Here is an 18,186-nt window from a genome sequence, read left to right as displayed (position 1 = left end):
GCCGGCCACCTCCGGCCGTGGCGCCGCGCGCACGCCCACCCGCGCCCCGGTTGCCGCAGCGCCTGCGGGCGATGAAGTCGCCGCCGGAGAGGGCGACCGCGCGCGTCGTGGTGCGGCGGGGCCAATGCTTGGCTTGCTGCTGCGCGAGTCGGGCGAGACGTTGATCGACCAGATTGTGCGGTCGGTGGCGGCGCGTATCGACGACCGTTTGCTGCGCGGCGGTGCGCGCATGCCGTCGATCCGGGCGTTTGCGGCCTCGCATAGCGTGTCGGCTTTCACCGTGGTAGCCGCGTACGACAAGCTGGTGGCCACGGGCTATCTGGAGTCGCGCCGCGGCGCCGGCTTTTTCGTCCGCGAGCGGCCGGCGATGGCACTCAATGCGGCCGATCTGGGGACGGGCGGCGGCGCGTTTGGCGGTGCAGGCGCGGGCGCCGCATCGCGCGGCGCGCAATCCGGCTTCGACGCCAAGCCGATCGATGTGGTCTGGCTGGTGCGGAATATGTTCCGCCAGATGCCGCACCAGCAAATGCCCGGCTCCGGCGTGCTGCCGCCGGACTGGCTGGACGGTCCGACCATCGCCAACGCGCTGCGCGCCGTCAGCCGCCAGAACCCGACGCTATTATTAAGCTATGGCGTGCCGCAAGGCTTCCTGCCGTTGCGCCAGCAGTTGCAGCACAAACTGGCCGAACTGGAAATCGCCGCCGCGCCCGAGCAGATTATCACCACCGTCGGCGTCACCCAGGCCCTTGACCTGGTGGCGCGCGAATTCAGCCGCCCCGGCGACACCATCTTCGTTGACGATCCAGCCTGGTTTCTGATGTTTGGCTCCTTCGCCGCGCTGGGCGCCAAGGTAGTCGGCATCCCGCGTCTGGGCGATGGCCCGGACATTGCGCGGCTGGCCGAACTGGCGGCGCTGCACAAGCCCAAGCTGTACATCATCAACTCGGTGCTGCACAACCCCAGTTCCACCTCGCTGTCGGCGGCCAAGGCGTTCCAGGTGCTGCGGCTGGCCGAGGAGCATGACTTCATCATCGTGGAAGACGATATCTACTGCGACCTGCACCCCGGCAGCGCGGTGCAGCCGGCCACGCGGCTGTCGGCGCTGGACCAGTTGCAGCGGGTGATCTACCTGAGCGGCTTCTCCAAGACCATGGCGGCCAACCTGCGGGTTGGATTCATCGCCACCTCGCCGGAGCGCGCCGAGCGCCTGGCCGACCGCAAGATGCTGTCGACGCTGACCACCAGCGACATCGGCGAACGGGTGGTGTATAAAGTGCTGTCCGAAGGCTCCTACCGCAAGCACGCCGACCGCCTGCGCGCGCGGCTGGACGGCCTCCGCGCCAAGACGCTGCGCCAGATGGAGCGGGTCGGCCTGAAGGTGGACGGTTCGCCGTCGGCCGGCATGTTCGTCTGGGCCGATGCCGGCTGCGACACCAATCTGCTGACTGAGCGCGCCATGGCGCACAACCTGCTGCTGGCGCCGGGCAGCCTGTTCTCGCCGAAGCAACTGCCGTCGACCCGCATGCGGCTCAACGTGGCGGCCATGCAGGAGCCGGCCGTGTGGCGTTTCCTTGAACGGGAACTCAGTTGACTATCCGGGGTCTTGAAAAGCCTCTTATAATCCCCATTTTCCTGAAATCTTAACCAAAAGACTATTCCCAACAAAATGGCTAATACCGAAAAACAAACCCTTGGATTCCAGGCCGAAGTGAAACAGCTGCTGCAGCTGATGATTCACTCCCTGTACTCGAACAAAGAGATCTTCCTGCGCGAACTGATCTCCAACGCCTCCGACGCGTCCGACAAGCTGCGTTTTGAAGCGATCAACAACGACGCCCTGTACGGCAATGACCATGAACTGAAGATCAAGGTCTCGTTCGACAAGGCCGCGCGCACCATCACCATCTCCGACAACGGCATCGGCATGAGCCGCGACGAGGCGATCTCGCACCTAGGCACCATCGCCAAGTCGGGCACCAAGGAATTCTTCGGCAAGCTGTCGGGCGACCAGCAGCAGGACGCGGCCCTGATCGGCCAGTTCGGCGTGGGCTTCTATTCGGGCTTCATCGTCGCCGACAAGATCACCGTCGAAACCCGCCGCGCCGGCGCGCCAGCCTCGGAAGGAGTGCGCTGGGAGTCGGAAGGCCAGGGCGACTACTCGGTCGAACAGATCGAAAAAATCGGCCGCGGCACCGACATCATCCTGCACCTGCGTGAAGGCGAGGACGAGCTGCTGTCGTCGTGGAAGATCAAGTCCATCATCCGCAAATACTCGGACCACATCTCGCTGCCGATCGTGATGCAGAAAGAAGAGTGGGACGCCGAGAAGAGCGAAAACGTGGTCAAGGATGAACTGGAAACGGTCAACCAGGCCAGCGCGCTGTGGGCCCGCAGCAAATCCGACATCACGCCGGAGCAGTACGACGAGTTCTATAAACACGTGTCGCACGACTTCGCCGCGCCGCTGACGCACACCCACAACCGGGTGGAAGGCCGCAGCGAATACACCCAGCTGCTGTACATCCCGGCCAAGGCGCCGTTCGACCTGTGGGACCGCAACAAGCGTGGCGGCATCAAGCTGTACGTCAAGCGCGTGTTCATCATGGACGACGCCGAGCAGCTGATGCCGACCTACCTGCGCTTCGTTAAAGGCGTGATCGACTCGGCCGACCTGCCGCTGAACGTCTCGCGCGAGATTTTGCAGGAATCGCGCGACGTCAAGGTGATCCGCGATGGTTCGACCAAGCGCGTGATCGGCATGCTGGAAGAACTGGCCAACGCCGACGAGCAAGAGAAAAAAGACAAGTACCAGACCTTCTGGACCGAATTCGGCCAGGTGCTGAAAGAAGGCATCGGCGAAGACGCGACCAACAAGGACCGTCTGGCCAAGCTGCTGCGCTTTGCTTCGACCGCCAACGACAACGACCAGCAAATCACCTCGCTGGAGCAGTACCTGTCGCGCGTCAAGGAAGGCCAGGACAAGATCTACTACGTCACCGCCGATAACTACATCGCCGCGAAAAACAGCCCGCACCTGGAAATCTTCCGCAAGAAGGGCGTTGAAGTGCTGCTGCTGACCGACCGCGTGGACGAATGGATGCTGTCGTTCCTGACCGAGTTTGAAGGCAAGGAACTGGTGTCGGTGGCCAAAGGCGGCCTGGATCTGGGCGCGCTGGAAGATGAAGCCGAGAAGAAGGAACACGAAGAAACCGAATCGTCGTACAAGGATCTGGTTGGCAAAATGAAGGAAGCGCTGGCCGACAAAGCCAAGGACGTGCGCGTGACCTTCCGCCTGACCGATTCGCCAGCCTGCCTGGTGGCGGACGAGAACGAGCTGTCGGGCAACCTGCTGCGCATGCTGAAGGCCGCCGGCCAGGACGCGCCGGAATCCAAGCCTATCCTGGAGATCAACCCGGATCACCCGCTGGTGCAGCGCCTGAAAAACGAGGACGTAGCCAGCTCCTTCAGCGACTGGTCCAACATCCTGTTCGACCAGGCCTTGCTGGCCGAAGGCGGTTCGCTGAGTGACCCGGCCACCTTCGTCAAGCGCCTGAACGAGCTGCTGCTGGCGAAGTAACCAATCCGGGGTCAGGTCTCACATTTCTACACCAGCTGAGCGCTAATGCTTGCTAGGGCCGAGGCCGTGTAGAATTGGGGGACCTGACCCCGGAGTGATCATGAAGAAATCCGCATTGACGCTGGCCCTGGTGGCCGGCGTTTTTTCCATCCACGCCAGTATGGCGCAACAGGCGCCGCAGTATCCCGCGCTACCGAGTGAAACGCCGGAAGAATTCAAGGCGCCGGTCGATAGCTTCGACTTCGTCCGCCGCACGGTGATGATACCGATGCGCGACGGCGTTAAACTCAATACTGTCCTGCTGCTCCCGCGCAAAGCCCATCACGCGCCGATGCTGTTGACGCGCACGCCGTACAACGCCGCCGACATGACGGCGCACGCGGAAAGCTCGCAGATGGAGTCGGTCCTGCTGGGCTACGACAATATGCCGGACGTGATCGTCAAGGGCGGCTATATCCGCGTGGTGCAGGACGTGCGCGGCAAATACGGCTCCGAGGGCGACTACGTGATGAACCGGCCGATTGCAGGCACACCCTTCAATCCGACCCCGGTCGATCATTCCACCGATACCTGGGACACGCTCGATTGGCTCAGCAAGAATGTGCCGGAGTCGAACGGCAAGGTGGGTATCATCGGCGGTTCGTATGACGGCTATCTGCCGCTGATCGCGCTGGTCAATCCGCATCCGGCGCTGAAGGTGGCGGTGCCGATGAATCCCATGGTGGACGGCTGGCGCGGCGACGACTGGTTCCACAACGGCGCGTTCCGTCAGATTAATCTGTCCTACATCATGGAGCAGGTGGTCACGCGCCGCAACGACGCGCACTGGTTCACCAGCCACTACGACGATTACGATACCTTCATGCGCGCCGGCTCGGCCGGGGAACTGGCACGCCAGCGCGGCGTCGAGCAGAGTGGCTTCTGGCGCAAGCTGGCGGCCCATCCGGCGTATGACGAATTCTGGCAAAGCCAGGCCGTCGATACCCTGCTGGCCAAGCAGCCGGTGACGGTGCCGACGCTGCTGGTGCATAGCCTGTGGGACGCGGAAGACATCTACGGCGCCATCGCCGTCTACAAGGCGATCAAGCCGAACGACAAGGACAACAAGGTGTTCCTGGCCATGGGACCGTGGAACCACGGCGGCCAGGATGGCGACGGCAGCAAGCTGGGACCGATCCGCTTCAACAGCGACACGGGGCTGCACTTCCGCGAAGAGGTGCTGATGCCGTTTCTCGAGCGTTATCTGAAGGACGAGCCGTCGCCGGAAGCGCTGGCCGCCAAGATCGCGCCGGTGACGGCGTTCGAGACCGGCACCAACAAGTGGCGCGCGCTCAATAGCTGGCCGGCCGGTTGCGTCAGCGGCTGCTTTATCGCGCCGGCCACGCTGAAGCTGTCGGTCGACGGCAAGGCGATGCTGACCAATACCGCGCCGGTCACGCTGTCCAAGCCGGCCCACCGGAACGATTACGACGAATATGTGGCCGATCCAGTCAAGCCTGTGCCGTACCGTCAGCGGCCGATTCCACCATACGGCTACGACGAGGCCAAGGGCCAGACCTGGCCGCGCTGGCTGGTGGACGATCAACGCGAGGCCTCCGGCCGCACCGATGTGCTGACCTACACCACCGGCGTGCTGACGGCGCCGGTGAAGATCAGCGGCGAACCGGTGGCGCATCTGCTGGCCTCCACCAGCGGCACGGATGCCGACTGGGTGGTCAAGCTGATCGACGTTTATCCGGACCAGGTGGCGGCGCAGCCGGAGATGGGCGGCTATCAGCTGATGATTTCGGCTGATATCTTCCGTGGCCGCTATCGCGAGAGCCTGTCGACGGCCAAGCCGGTCACCGCCGACAAGGCGCTGCCTTACAACTTTGCGCTGCCGACCGCCAACCACGTATTCCTGCCGGGGCACCGCATCATGGTGCAGATCCAGTCCAGCTGGTTCCCGCTGTACGACCGCAATCCGCAGACCTTCGTGCCGAATATCTTCTACGCGAAGCCGGCGGATTACAGGAAGGCGACCCAGCGCATCTACCACGACAGCTTTATCGAACTGCCGCTGGTCGGCGCCAGCGTCAGGTAACTAGCCCTTGCGACGGCGGCGCGCCAGCAGCAGCATGGCCGGCAGGCCTATGCCCAGCACGGCGAAGCTGCCCGGCTCCGGCACGGCGCTGACAGGCGCCAGCGCCAGGAAGCCGCGAATCTCGCCGGCAGGATAGCTGGTGCTGTGGATGTTGAGGTAGGCCTCGCCGGCATTCAGCCCGGCCAGGAAGGCCGCTTCGGCACCGGCCGTGGTGCCGCCGTTAGCGCTCAGGAAGGCGGGATTCCAGCTGGCCGCCAGCGAGGTGTCGAAGGAATGACTGTAGGCGCCGGTCTTTACGCCCAGCGGGAAGTCGCCGAAGGTCGGCGTCTCGGTAGCGACACCGGCGGTGCCCAGTCCCGGCGCATCGGTACAGCAGTGGATGTGGGCTGCGGTGCTGTCGCCCAGCAGGGCGCTGAAGGCGGCGTTGACCACCAGCACGTGGGTGCCGGCGTCGAACTGCACCGCCGCCGCGCCGATGCCGGTCGAGGTGTTGGGTGGTGCTTCCTTTGGCCCGGTGAGAATGGTGGTATAGGTGGCGGCGCTGGCTGTGCCGGCCGCCGCGGTGGCGGCGCACAGCATTGCTGCCGCCGCCCAGGCGCTGATGCGTTGTTGAGTCATGATGTCCCTCCCAAGTGTTTAGCTTAGAGAAGGCCGCCGCGCCCAAGTTCCGTGGTCAGAGTTCGGTGCGCAGCGCGAACAGTTCGGGGAACAGCACCACGTCCAGCATCTTGCGCAGGTAGCTGACGCCGGCCGTGCCGCCGGTGCCGGTCTTGAAGCCGATGATGCGCTCGACCGTGGTGACATGGCGGAAGCGCCAGAAGCGGAACGCGGTTTCCATGTCCACCAGTTTTTCAGCCAGCTCGTACAGCGCCCAGTAGCGCGTGGTGTCGCCGTAGACCTGCAGCCAGGCCTGCTGCACCGAGGCGTCGGCCACGGTCGGCAGGGTCGGATCGGCGTTCAGGCGTTCGGCGGAAATCGGCAGGCCGTGACGCGCCAGCAGGTGGATTGTTTCGTCGTACAGCGACGGCGTATTCAACGACTCTTCCAGCAGCGGGAATTCCGGCGTGCCGGCGTGGACGTTGAGCAGCGCGGCGTTCTTGTTCCCCAGGATGAATTCAATCTCGCGGTACTGGTAGGACTGGAAGCCGGACGAGGCGCCCAGGTAAGGGCGGATGGCGGTGTATTCGGGCGGCGTCATGGTGGCCAGCACGTCCCAGGCGTGCACCAGCTGGTCCATGATGCGCGCCACGCGGGCCAGCATCTTGAAGGCCGGCGGCAGGTCGCCGGCGCGCAGGTGGACGCGCACGGCGCGCATCTCGTGCAGCATCAGCTTCATCCACAGTTCGCTGGTCTGGTGCTGGACGATGAACAGCATCTCATTATGGTTGGGCGACAGCGGGTGCTGGGCGTGCAGGATTTTTTCCAGGCCCAGGTAGTCGCCGTAGCTCATCTTGTTACTGAAGTCCATTTGCGCGCCATGCCACTCGGCGTCGCCGGCTGGCGCGGTCGCGTGCATCGGGCAGCCGCTGGCGGGTTTGTTTTCGCTCATATGATTGATCTCGTTGTCAGGTGACGGCGTCGCGCTTGGCGTCGACGTTGTAGTCCTGGCGGTCCAGGATGTCGCGCAGGATCTCCACCGCATCCCATACGTCGGCGTAGCTGGTGTACAGCGGCGTAAAGCCGAAGCGCATGATGGCCGGTTCGCGGTAGTCGCCGATGACGCCGCGCGCGATCAGGGCCGACATCACCGCATAGCCGTGCGGATGGGTGAAGCTGACCTGGCTGCCACGGCGCGCGTGCTCGCGCGGCGTCACCAGCGCCAGCGGATGGCTGCCGCAGCGGGCTTCCACCAGTTCGATAAACAGGTCGGTGAGCGCCAGCGACTTGGCGCGGATGGCGGCCATGCTGGTCTGGTGGTGCACATCGAGGCCGCACTCGACCATCGCCAGCGAGACGATCGGCTGGGTGCCGCACAGCGCGCGGCCGATGCCGTCGGTCGGCGTGTAGTGCGGCGCCATGGCGAACGGCGCGGCGTGGCCCCACCAGCCGGACAGCGGCTGCTGGAAGGCGGCCTGGTGTTTCTTTGGCACCCAGATGAACGCCGGCGCGCCGGGGCCGCCGTTCAGGTATTTATAGGTGCAGCCCACGGCCAGGTCGGCGCCGTCGGCGTTCAGGTCGACCGGCACGGCGCCGGCCGAGTGCGCCAGATCCCAGACGATCAGCGCGCCGGCCTCGTGGGCGAGGGCGCTGGCGGCCTGCATGTCATATTGATAACCGGTGCGGTAATTGACATGGGTCAGCATGACGACGGCGGTGTCGGCGCCGATGGCGGCCGGCAGTTCGTCCGGGCTGTCGATCAGTTTGATGCTGTAGCCGCGGTCCAGCCACCTGGTCAGGCCTTCGGCCATGTAGATATCGGTCGGGAAGTTGGCGCGCTCGGTGACGATGACGCGGCGGCCAGTGTCGGCCGGCTGCATCTGCAGGGCGGCGGCCAGCGCCTTGAACAGGTTGACGGAGGTTGTATCCGTGACCACCACTTCACCGTCCAGGCCGCCGATCAGCGGTGCCAGACGGTTGCCGAGGCGCTTGGGCAGGTCGAACCAGCCGGCGCTGTTCCAGCTGCGGATCAGGTCGTGGCCCCATTCCTGGGCGATGACGTGCTGGGCGCGGGCGAGGGCGGCTTTAGGGAGGGCGCCAAGAGAGTTTCCATCCAGATAAATAACGCCTGCAGGCAGGTCGAACTGATCGCGGAGCGGGGCCAGAGCGTCCTGGACATCGCGTTCCAGGCAGTGGTTGCGGGTTGTCATTGGGGTAATTGCTTGAGGAGAAAGTTGAAGTTTAACCCAAAAAGCCGGGGTCAGACCCCCTGCGAGGTCTGACCCCAGGCGCGCCAAACCCGCATGAATACTCGCTTTCCGGGTTTTTTAAATTATTTTCGATTTTTTCAAAAAAACCCTAAAGTTCCCTCAACCCCTGCCGTTACCAGTTTCAAGATGCGCAGAAAACCGTGCATCGCTAATCCGGTAGCAGGGGCGAAAAAATTTAAAAATATTTCGCAAAAACCCTAAAGTTCCTCAAATGGCTGCCGTTACCGGTTTAGATGTAGCAAAAAAGAGTCGCTTTGCCGCTTTATTTTTCGCTTCAAAAAGGGATGTTTTGAAAACTTGTATCCCGCAAGAAACCTACGCCGCAAGGGCGTTGAGACCGATCTGCGCGTGTTTGTAAGACAAACACCGACGGGTCGCACCCGCTATTTCCCGACCTAAAATACGGAGAGTCACCTCTTCTCCGCTTTTTGTTGCTCAAGCAGAATGTATCTCAATGGAAACGCAAACGTGTTCCAACGAGAGAAAAACGCTAGGAGTGGGAAAATGACTGCAAACGATATGATGGCCGAAATTCGCGACGCCAACCTGAGCTACCTGATGCTGGCTCAGCAGATGATCCGCGCCGACAAAGTCACCGCAATCTTCCGTCTCGGCATCGCTGCTGAAATCGCCGACCTGATCGAAGGCATGAGCAATGCGCAGATTCTCAAACTGGCAGGCGGCAATATGATGCTGGCCCGCTTCCGCTTCGACGATAGCGCCATCCTGTCGATGCTGACGAACTACAATAAAGACCGGGTGCTGGCCCAGTCGCACGCCGCCATCCTGATGGCCGGCCAGCCGGTCGAAGAAATCGTTTAATCGTCAGGAGCACAGATCATGGCCGCCAAGAAAAGCGTTGTCACGGAAGCCCAGGAAATCCAGCTGGCCATCGAACTGATCCAGTTGGGCGCCCGCCTGCAACTGCTGGAGTCGGAAGTGTCGCTGTCGCGCGAACGCCTGCTCAAGCTGTACAAGGAGTTGAAGGGCGTGTCGCCACCGAAAGGCATGCTGCCGTTCTCGACCGACTGGTTCCTGACCTGGCAACCGAATATCCATTCCTCGCTGTTCATCAACATCCATAGCTTCCTGGTGACCCACGCCGGTGCGACGGGCGTGGAAGCAGTGATGAAGGCCTACAAGCTGTACCTCGAACAAATGCCGCCGGAGCCGGGCGAAGAGCCGCTGCTGTCGCTGACTCGCGCCTGGACCCTGGTGCGCTTCTTCAGCAGCAAAATGCTGGAAACCGCCCCATGCGGCAAATGCCAGGGCAAATTCGTGGTCAACGCCATGGACCTGCATGGTAGCTACGTTTGCGGCCTGTGCCACATGCCGTCGCGCGCCGGCAAGACCAAAAAAGCCCGTGAAGTCGAGGCGCTGGCTGCCTAAAGTAATGCAATCGCGGGCATAATACGCCCGTGAACTTACCTTCCTTGCAACGCATCGCCCGCGCGCCCGCCGTGCAGGCCATGCTGATCCAGTGCGGCGCCTTGCCGCTCACGCTGGCCATCATTTATGTGATGGCCAGTTTTCGTTTTCCTGTCGATTATCTGACCGTGGCGGTGGTGCAGGGCCTGCTGGCGGCCGCGCTCACCTGGAAGCTGGCGCTGGCGGCCTGGTGGCGCGCGATCCAGCTGCTGTTCCCGCTGGCGGTGCTGAGCGCGCTGGCGCTGAACTTGCCATCCTGGCTGTTCGGCGCGGTGTTTTTGCTGCTGCTGGGCTGGTATTGGTCGACGTTCCGCACCCAGGTGCCGTATTACCCGTCCGGCCCGGCCGTGTGGGATGCGGTGCGGCAGCTGCTGCCGACCGATAGGGCGCCGCGCGTGATCGACATCGGCAGCGGCCTGGGCGGCCTGACCCTGTACCTGGCGCGGGTGCGGCCGGACGCCGAGGCCGCCGGCATCGAGCTGGCGCCGCTGCCATGGCTGGTCAGCTGGCTGCGGGCCCGGCTCGGCGGCAGCCGCGCCCGCTTCCTGCGGGGCGACTACGAAAGTCTGGATTTTAGCCAGTTCGACATGGTATTTGCTTATCTGTCACCGGCCGCGATGTCCGGATTGTGGCGCAAGGCGGCCGCTGAAATGTGTCCTGGTTCGATGCTTGTGAGCTATGAATTTGTCATTGAGGAAAGAACACCGGATAGCATCATTAGAGCCACACAGAGCGAAATTCCCCTCTATATATGGTACTTTTAAGCATCATTTGACGTTATTCACTTGCCCGCCCCCCCTTAGTCAGGCTATTGTAGTTCTATATGTAAATTATTGAAAAACCGGCCCACTTCGTCACAATTCGGCCGGTTTTCGCTCTGGGGAGTCAGGACACTTGTTAGTCATCATCGGATATGTAGTGGTCATCGTCGGCGTGTTCGGCGGCTATGCAGCCAACGGCGGCCACATGGCCGCGCTGCTCCAGCCGCTGGAACTGGTCATGATTGGCGGCGGTGCGCTGGGCGCCTTCCTGGTCGGCAACAACGGCAAGACCATCAAGGCCACCATGGGCGCCTTGCCGACGCTGCTCAAGGGCTCGCGCTACACCAAGGATCTCTATATGGAGCTGATGTCCTTGCTGTTCGACGTGTTGTCCAAGGTGCGCAAGGAAGGCCTGATGTCGATCGAAGGCGATATCGACAGCCCGGAGCAAAGTCCGCTGTTCAGCAAGTACCCGAGCGTGCTGGAAGACCATCACATCGTCGAATTCATGACCGATTACCTGCGCCTGATGGTGTCCGGGAATATGGATGCGTTCCAGATCGAGAATCTGATGGACATCGAGATCGAGACCCACCACCACGAAGGCGCCGCGCCGTCGCACGCCATCGCCAAGCTGGGCGACGGCCTGCCGGCGTTCGGTATCGTGGCGGCGGTGATGGGGGTGGTGCACACGATGGAATCGGTGGGCTTGCCACCAGCCGAGCTGGGCATCCTGATCGCGCACGCGCTGGTCGGCACCTTCCTCGGGATTCTGCTGGCCTACGGCTTCGTCGGTCCGCTGGCCAGCCTGCTGGAACAGAAGCTGGAAGAGTCGACCAAAATGTATCAGTGCGTGAAAGTCACGCTGTTGGCCAGCCTGAACGGTTACGCGCCGGCGCTGGCGGTGGAATTCGGTCGCAAGGTGCTGTACTCGACCGAGCGCCCGAGCTTCAACGAGCTGGAAGACCATATCAAGAAATCGAAGTCGAAGTAAGCCATGCCGCGCACTATCACTCGTTTAAGGATGAATCATGGCTGAAGAGGGCTTGCGGCCGATTATCGTCAAGCGCATCAAGAAGGGCGGCGGCGGTCACCACGGCGGCGCCTGGAAGATTGCGTACGCCGACTTCGTGACGGCGATGATGGCCTTCTTCCTGCTGATGTGGCTGCTCGGTTCGACCACCAAGGGCGACCTCAACGGCATTTCCGAATACTTCAAGACGCCGCTGAAGGTGGCGATGTCGGGCGGCTCGGGCAGCGGCGACAGTTCGTCGGTGATCAAGGGCGGCGGCAAGGACCTGACCCGCACCGACGGCCAGGTCAAGGCCAGCGACGACCCGCAGGTCAAGAAGACCTATAACCTGACGGCCGCCAAGGCGGCGCTGGAAGCGGAAGAAAACCAGCGCCTGAAGGCGCTCAAGGAACGTATCGAGAACAAGATTGAGGCCAACCCGCTGCTGAAAAAATACAAGGACCAGCTGCTGCTCGACATCACCAGCGAAGGCTTGCGGATCCAGGTCGTCGACGAGCAGAACCGGCCGATGTTCGCGCTGGCCAAGGCCGAGCTGCAACCGTACACCAAGGACATCCTGCACGAGATCGGCTTCGTGCTGAACGACGTGCCCAATCGCATCAGCCTGTCCGGCCACACCGATTCGACGCCGTATATGAGCGACGCCGGCTACAGCAACTGGGAATTGTCGGCCGACCGCGCCAACGCCTCGCGCCGCGAGCTGATCGTCGGCGGCATGCAGGACTCCAAGGTCTTGCGCGTGGTGGGGCTGGCCTCGGCCATCAACCTCGACAAGGCCGACCCGTTCAATCCGATCAACCGCCGCATCAGCATTGTGGTCATGAACCGCAAGGCCGAGGACAATGTGCTGCGCGATGGCCGCAAGATCGAGGTCGGCGACGCCGAGGATGCTGCCGAGATCGCCCCTGCAGCGGCGGCCCAGGGCAGGCCGTCCGGCCCGCCGGTCCGCAAATAAGCCAGTAGAAGTAAACAGAAGTAAACGAGACTGTTATGACGAGAAAAAAAATTCTGGGGTCCCACGTCAAGCGCCTGCTGTCCGGCGTGGCTGACCACGGTCGCCGGCATCTGACCGAAGTCGAGACCGACCTCATCCAGACCGGCCTGCTGCTGGAGGAAGCGATTGAAAAGCTGTCCTACAACTTCATGGCGATCCATAAGACAGTGGAGGCCGAGCAGGCCACCATCCAGCTGCTGCTGGACGGCGGCACCGCGACCGCCGAGCAGCGCGCCCAGCTGGAGGCGCTGCAAGGCCAGGTCGGCGGCTATGTGAACGCCGCCATCACCAGCCTGCAATTCCAGGACATGACCAGCCAGCTGCTGGACCGCACGCTGAAGCGCGTGACCGGCTTGCGCGAGTTCCTCGGCACGCTGGGCGCCCATGGCGACGAGATGCTGCCCGAGAGCGACAACGAACAGATCGTCGAGCTGCTGGGCAAGGTCAGCATGGCGCTGGCGATACAGAGTTTGGAATTGCGCAGCGTGTTGCGCAAAGCAGTCAGTCAGCAACACCTGGAGAGCGGCGACATCGAGCTGTTCTAACAACTATATAACGTGATTTACAAGAGAGAATAAGATGGCCAAGACTATACTTGCAGTTGATGATTCCAGCTCCCTGCGCCAGATGGTGGCGTTCAGCCTGAAGGCGGCCGGCTACCAGGTGGTGGAAGCGGTAGACGGCCAGGAAGGCCTGGAAAAAGCCAGGCTGCAGAACGTCGACCTGGTGCTGACCGACCAGAACATGCCGCGCATGGACGGCCTGCAACTGATCAAGCTGCTGCGCGAGCTGCCGAGCTACGCCAAGACCCCGATTCTGATGCTGACCACCGAATCGTCCGACGAGATGAAGGCCAAGGGCCGCGCCGCCGGCGCCAATGGCTGGCTGGTCAAACCTTTCGATCCGCAGCGGCTGATCGAAGTTGTCAAAAAGGTCATCGGCTGATAAGGCGCGTCATGATGCGAAGCGAACGTAACGGAGTATCCCCATGACCATCGATATAAGCCAGTTTTATCAGGTCTTTTTCGATGAGGCGGAGGAACTGCTTGCTGAAATGGAGCGGCTGCTGCTGGCCGTCGATCTGGACGCCCCCGATGCCGAAGATCTGAACGCGATCTTCCGCACCGCCCATTCGGTCAAGGGCGGCGCCTCCACGTTTGGCGTGACCGACATGAGCGAAATCACGCACGTGCTGGAAACGTTGCTGGACCGCATCCGCAAAGGCGAGATGGCCTTGACCAGCGAACACGTGGACGCCTTCCTGGCCGCCAAGGACATCCTCAAGATGCAGCTGGACGGTCACCGTCTGGGCAGCGCCGTCGATCAGGACGCGGTCGGCAATGTGCGCATGATGCTGCAATCGCTGGCGCAGGACGTGCCGGTGGTGGCGCTGGCGCCGGTGGCGCCGGCCTACAATGCAAGTGAAACCAAGGTGGTCGATCACAGCGGCGGGCGCCGCTACCGCCTGGAACTGCCGGCCATGCCGCACCGCGAAGTGCAGGCGCTGGGCGAGGAGCTGGGCCTGATGGGCCACGTCTCGATCACGCCGCTGGACAAGGACCGCAACGCCATGCTGGTCACCACGCATGAGAGCCTGGACGACATCATCGCCATCTGCTCGTTCGTGCTCAATCCAGACGAGATGGTGGTCACCGAACTGCCGGCGCTGGACGACGCGCAGGCGGCAAAAGAACGCGCCGCGCGCAACCAGGTCGAGGCGGATCTCGGCTACGGGTTCTTCGACACCACCGAACTCAAGCCGGCCGCCGCCGGCGAGGGCTATGGCTTCTTCCAGCCGCTCGACGAAATCCGCGCCAACGCCGCCGCCGGCAGCGAGGACGCGCAGGGCTACGGCTTCTTCCAGCCGGTCGAACAGATCCGCGCCGCCGCCGGCATCGTGATCGACACGCCGCCGGAAGAAGAAAAGAAAGTCGTCAAGAAGGAAGAGAAGGAAAAAGAGAAGGCGCCCGCGCACGCCGGCGCCGAGTCGGCCTCGATCCGGGTGTCGATCGAGAAGGTCGACCAGCTGATCAACCTGGTCGGCGAGCTGGTCATCACGCAGGCGATGATCGAGCAGCGCGTCGACACGCTGGACCCAATGGTGCACGAGCGCCTGCTCAACAGCGTCGGCCAGCTGACCCGCAACACCCGCGACCTGCAGGAAGCGGTGATGTCGATCCGCATGATGCCGATGGATTTCGTGTTCTCGCGCTTCCCGCGCATGGTGCGCGACCTGGCGCACAAGCTGGGCAAGAAGGTCGACTTCATCACCAACGGCGCCGCCACCGAACTGGACAAGGGCCTGATCGAGCGCATCGTCGATCCGCTGACGCACCTGGTGCGCAATTCGATCGACCACGGCATCGAAATGCCGGAAGTGCGGCGCGCCGGCGGCAAGAGCGATGCCGGCCGCCTGTTCCTGTCGGCCTCGCACCAGGGTGGCAACATCATCATCGAGGTGTCGGATGACGGCGGCGGCTTGAACCGCGAGCGCATCCTGGCCAAGGCCGAACAGAACGGTTTGCCGGTGACCGAGAACATGAGCGACGCCGAAGTCTGGCAGCTGATCTTCGCGCCCGGCTTCTCGACCGCCGACGTGGTGACCGACGTGTCGGGCCGCGGGGTCGGCATGGACGTGGTCAAGCGCAACATCACCGCCATGGGCGGCGTGGTCGACATCCGCTCGGCCAAGGGCTTCGGCACCACCATCTCGATTTCGCTGCCGCTGACGCTGGCGATCCTGGACGGCATGTCGATCCGCGTCGGCGACGAGATTTACATCCTGCCGCTGGGCTTTGTGATCGAATCGCTGCAGCCGGTGCCGGAAGACGTCAAGGAAATCAGTGGCAAGGGCCGCGTCATCAAGGTGCGCGGCGAGTACCTGCCGCTGGTGCCGCTGCACCAGATGTTCGACATTGCGCCGCGCTTCACTGACCCGTGCCAGGGCATCGTCATCATCGTCGAGACCGACGGCCGCAAGGCCGGCCTGTTCGTCGACGACCTGGTCGGCCAGCAGCAGGTGGTGGTCAAGAATCTGGAATCGAATTACCGCAAAGTAGCCGGCATTTCCGGCGCGACCATCCTGGGCGACGGCGGCGTATCGCTGATCCTGGATGTGGCCGCGCTGATACGCTCGTCGCGCCAGTTGGCCGACGAATCGATTTTTTCTTCATAGGGGGCCATCATGGCAGAGATCCAATCCAACGTCGCACAGGCCAACGAGATCGCCGGCCACGAATACCTGGCTTTCAAGCTGGGCACGGAAGAGTACGGCATCGACATCCTGAAGGTGCAGGAAATCCGCGGCTACGAAGCGGTGACCCGCATCGCCAACGCGCCGGAGTTCATCAAGGGCGTGATCAATCTGCGCGGCATCATCATCCCGGTGGTGGACATGCGCATCAAGTTCAACCTCGGCGACCCGGTGTATGACCAGTTCACCGTGGTCATCATCCTCAACATCAACGGCCGCATCGTCGGCATGGTGGTGGACTCGGTGTCGGACGTGACCACGCTGACGCCGGAACAAGTCAAGCCGGCGCCGGAAATGGGCACCGCCTTCAGCACCGACTACATGATCGGCCTCGGCACCATCGACGAGCGCATGCTGATCCTGGTCAATATCGACAAGCTGATGTCCAGCCCGGAAATGGGCTTGATGGACCAGCTGGCGGCGGCGTAAGCCGTTCCGCCCCGCCGGCGCCTCAACCCCGCGCCGGCTCTTGCAGCACACGGACGTGTCCCAAAAAGAAGGACGCGCCGCACCACCACATAGAGCACAGAAAAGGGGAGTACCACCATGAATTTACGCGACTTCAAAATCGGCGCACGGTTGCGCATCGGTTTCGGCATTATTTTGCTGATCCTGGTGGCCATTGTGCTGATGACCAACTACCTGAACTACAGCAACAAGAGCAAGCTGACCAGAGGGTTGGAGACGGCGACGGCCAAGAACCTGCAGGCTGACGTGATGAAGAGCGCGATGCTGGAAACCGGTATCGCCATGCGTAACATCGGCCTGCAATCGGACGTCAGTCTGATGCAGAAGGAAGAGCAGAAAGTGAAAGACCAGCGCGCCCGTTACGAGAAGGCGCTGGCCGATCTGAAGGCGCTGGGCCTGAACGACAGCGAGAAAAAGGTGCTGGCCGACATCAGCGTGCTGGACGCCGACACCAGCACCGCCTTCAAGGAAGCCATCGGCCAGATTCTGGCGTTTAACAGCGAAGGCGGCGCCAAGGTGATTTCCGGCCGCATCGATCCGCTGAATACGCAGACGCTGGTGCAGATCAACAAGCTGGTCGCCATGCAGCGCGCCAACGCCGAGGAAGTGATGGACAGCTCGGTCACCGCCGACCGCGGCCTGATGGTGGTGCTGTTCGTGCTGGGCGGCGTGGCGGTGGCGCTGGGCGTGGTGTGCGCGACGATTATTACCCGTTCGATCACGGTGCCATTGTCGGGCGCGGTGGAAGTGGCGCAGAAAGTGGCCAGCGGCGAGCTGACCTCCAACGTGCAGGTGTCCGGCCAGGATGAGACCAGCGAACTGCTGCAGGCGCTCAAGGACATGAACGAGAGCCTGGCCAAGACCGTCGGCGATGTACGCACGGGCACCGAACTGATCTCGACCGCGTCGCAGGAGATCGCCTCCGGCAATGCCGACCTGTCGGCCCGCACCGAATCGCAGGCCAGCTCGCTGGAAGAGACGGCGTCGTCGATGGAAGAGCTGACCTCGACCGTCAAGCAGAATGCCGACAACGCGCGCCAGGCCAACCAGCTGGCCGTCTCGGCGTCGTCGGTGGCGGAGAAGGGCGGCACCGTGGTGTCGCAGGTGGTGCAGACCATGGGTTCGATCACCGAGTCGTCGCGCAAGATCGCCGACATTATTTCGGTGATTGACGGCATCGCCTTCCAGACCAACATTTTGGCGCTGAACGCGGCGGTGGAAGCGGCCCGCGCCGGTGAGCAGGGCCGCGGCTTTGCGGTGGTGGCGTCGGAAGTGCGCAACCTGGCGCAGCGCTCGGCCGGTGCGGCCAAGGAAATCAAGGAACTGATCACCGATTCGGTCGACAAGGTCGATGCCGGCAGCAAGCTGGTGGACGAGGCCGGCCAGACCATGGACCTGATCGTGACGTCGATCCGCCAGGTGGCCGACATCATGGGCGAGATTACCGCCGCCACCCAGGAGCAGAGCAACGGCATCGAGGAAGTCAATCAGGCGATTTCGCAGATGGACGAGATGACGCAGCAGAATGCGGCCCTGGTGGAAGAGGCGGCAGCGGCGGCGGAAAGCATGCAGGAGCAGGCCGAGTTGCTGTCGCAGGCGGTCAGCATCTTCAAGCTGTCGCACGACACGGCGGTGCGCCGGGCGCCGGCGCCGGCGCCGCAGCGTGCCGTGGTCAAGCCGGCCGCCGCGCCGAAACGGCCAGCCATTGCCGCTGCCGCATCG

The 18,186-nt window shown here is 62.8% G+C and carries 16 protein-coding genes; 13 read left to right on the top strand and 3 right to left on the bottom strand.

Annotated features, from left to right (window positions below; all coding sequences use genetic code 11):
- Positions 1–124: 124 nt before the first annotated feature.
- The 3 genes from GTP55_RS28395 (at position 125) to GTP55_RS28385 (ending at position 5,660) form a co-directional block, all read left to right on the top strand.
- Positions 125–1,591 (top strand): aminotransferase-like domain-containing protein, encoded by a 1,467-nt coding sequence (locus GTP55_RS28395; protein ID WP_161048128.1) that lies wholly within the window; start codon positions 125–127, stop codon positions 1,589–1,591.
- 75 nt (positions 1,592–1,666) lie between these two features.
- Entirely contained in the window at positions 1,667–3,577 is a 1,911-nt protein-coding gene (gene htpG / locus GTP55_RS28390; protein ID WP_161048124.1) for a molecular chaperone HtpG, read from the top strand.
- Positions 3,578–3,677: 100 nt separating this feature from the next.
- On the top strand, positions 3,678–5,660 hold the full coding sequence (locus GTP55_RS28385) for a CocE/NonD family hydrolase (protein ID WP_202423904.1): 1,983 nt from the start codon (positions 3,678–3,680) through the stop codon (positions 5,658–5,660).
- Here GTP55_RS28385 and GTP55_RS28380 read toward each other — a convergent pair whose 3' ends face one another.
- The 3 genes from GTP55_RS28380 to kynU are packed head-to-tail and all read right to left on the bottom strand — an operon-like array spanning position 5,661 to position 8,467.
- A complete protein-coding gene (locus GTP55_RS28380; protein ID WP_229258206.1) occupies positions 5,661–6,278 on the bottom strand; it encodes a CHRD domain-containing protein in 618 nt (205 codons plus the stop codon).
- Between the two features lie 55 nt (positions 6,279–6,333).
- The gene (gene kynA, locus GTP55_RS28375; protein ID WP_161048123.1) at positions 6,334–7,209 is read right to left on the bottom strand and encodes a tryptophan 2,3-dioxygenase; all 876 of its coding nucleotides are present in this window, start codon (positions 7,207–7,209) and stop codon (positions 6,334–6,336) included.
- Positions 7,210–7,225: 16 nt separating this feature from the next.
- Entirely contained in the window at positions 7,226–8,467 is a 1,242-nt protein-coding gene (gene kynU / locus GTP55_RS28370) for a kynureninase (protein ID WP_161048122.1), read from the bottom strand.
- A 564-nt stretch (positions 8,468–9,031) separates the two neighbouring features.
- Here kynU and flhD point away from each other — a divergent pair.
- The 10 genes from flhD to GTP55_RS28320 all read left to right on the top strand — a co-directional run.
- The gene (flhD, locus tag GTP55_RS28365) at positions 9,032–9,349 is read left to right on the top strand and encodes a flagellar transcriptional regulator FlhD (RefSeq protein WP_090177486.1); all 318 of its coding nucleotides are present in this window, start codon (positions 9,032–9,034) and stop codon (positions 9,347–9,349) included.
- Positions 9,350–9,367: 18 nt separating this feature from the next.
- Positions 9,368–9,916 carry a flagellar transcriptional regulator FlhC gene (flhC, locus tag GTP55_RS28360; protein WP_161048121.1) on the top strand — a complete coding sequence of 183 codons (549 nt, stop codon included), beginning with the start codon at positions 9,368–9,370 and terminating at the stop codon, positions 9,914–9,916.
- A gap of 80 nt (positions 9,917–9,996) precedes the next feature.
- A complete protein-coding gene (locus GTP55_RS28355; protein ID WP_161048125.1) occupies positions 9,997–10,719 on the top strand; it encodes a class I SAM-dependent methyltransferase in 723 nt (240 codons plus the stop codon).
- Between the two features lie 130 nt (positions 10,720–10,849).
- Positions 10,850–11,710 carry a flagellar motor stator protein MotA gene (gene motA / locus GTP55_RS28350; RefSeq protein WP_161048120.1) on the top strand — a complete coding sequence of 287 codons (861 nt, stop codon included), beginning with the start codon at positions 10,850–10,852 and terminating at the stop codon, positions 11,708–11,710.
- 37 nt (positions 11,711–11,747) lie between these two features.
- Complete coding sequence (gene motB, locus GTP55_RS28345; RefSeq protein ID WP_161048119.1) at positions 11,748–12,704, top strand: flagellar motor protein MotB; 957 nt, start codon at positions 11,748–11,750, stop codon at positions 12,702–12,704.
- A gap of 35 nt (positions 12,705–12,739) precedes the next feature.
- Positions 12,740–13,288 carry a chemotaxis protein gene (locus tag GTP55_RS28340; RefSeq protein ID WP_161048118.1) on the top strand — a complete coding sequence of 183 codons (549 nt, stop codon included), beginning with the start codon at positions 12,740–12,742 and terminating at the stop codon, positions 13,286–13,288.
- 34 nt (positions 13,289–13,322) lie between these two features.
- Positions 13,323–13,688: a response regulator gene (locus GTP55_RS28335; RefSeq protein ID WP_161048117.1), complete on the top strand. Its 366-nt coding sequence runs from the start codon at positions 13,323–13,325 to the stop codon at positions 13,686–13,688.
- 43 nt (positions 13,689–13,731) lie between these two features.
- Positions 13,732–15,918, top strand: coding sequence for a chemotaxis protein CheA (cheA, locus tag GTP55_RS28330; RefSeq protein WP_161048116.1), 2,187 nt, complete (start codon positions 13,732–13,734; stop codon positions 15,916–15,918).
- A 9-nt stretch (positions 15,919–15,927) separates the two neighbouring features.
- The gene (locus tag GTP55_RS28325; protein WP_161048115.1) at positions 15,928–16,425 is read left to right on the top strand and encodes a chemotaxis protein CheW; all 498 of its coding nucleotides are present in this window, start codon (positions 15,928–15,930) and stop codon (positions 16,423–16,425) included.
- Between the two features lie 117 nt (positions 16,426–16,542).
- Positions 16,543–18,186: methyl-accepting chemotaxis protein (locus GTP55_RS28320; protein ID WP_161048114.1), on the top strand; the 1,644-nt coding region annotated here is incomplete at its 3' end.

It is taken from the genome of Duganella margarita (assembly GCF_009857535.1).
GTDB classification, from domain to species: Bacteria; Pseudomonadota; Gammaproteobacteria; order Burkholderiales; family Burkholderiaceae_D; genus Rugamonas; species Rugamonas margarita.
Note: the sequence above shows the minus strand (reverse complement) of the source record. Positions and strands in the feature narration are given on the sequence as shown.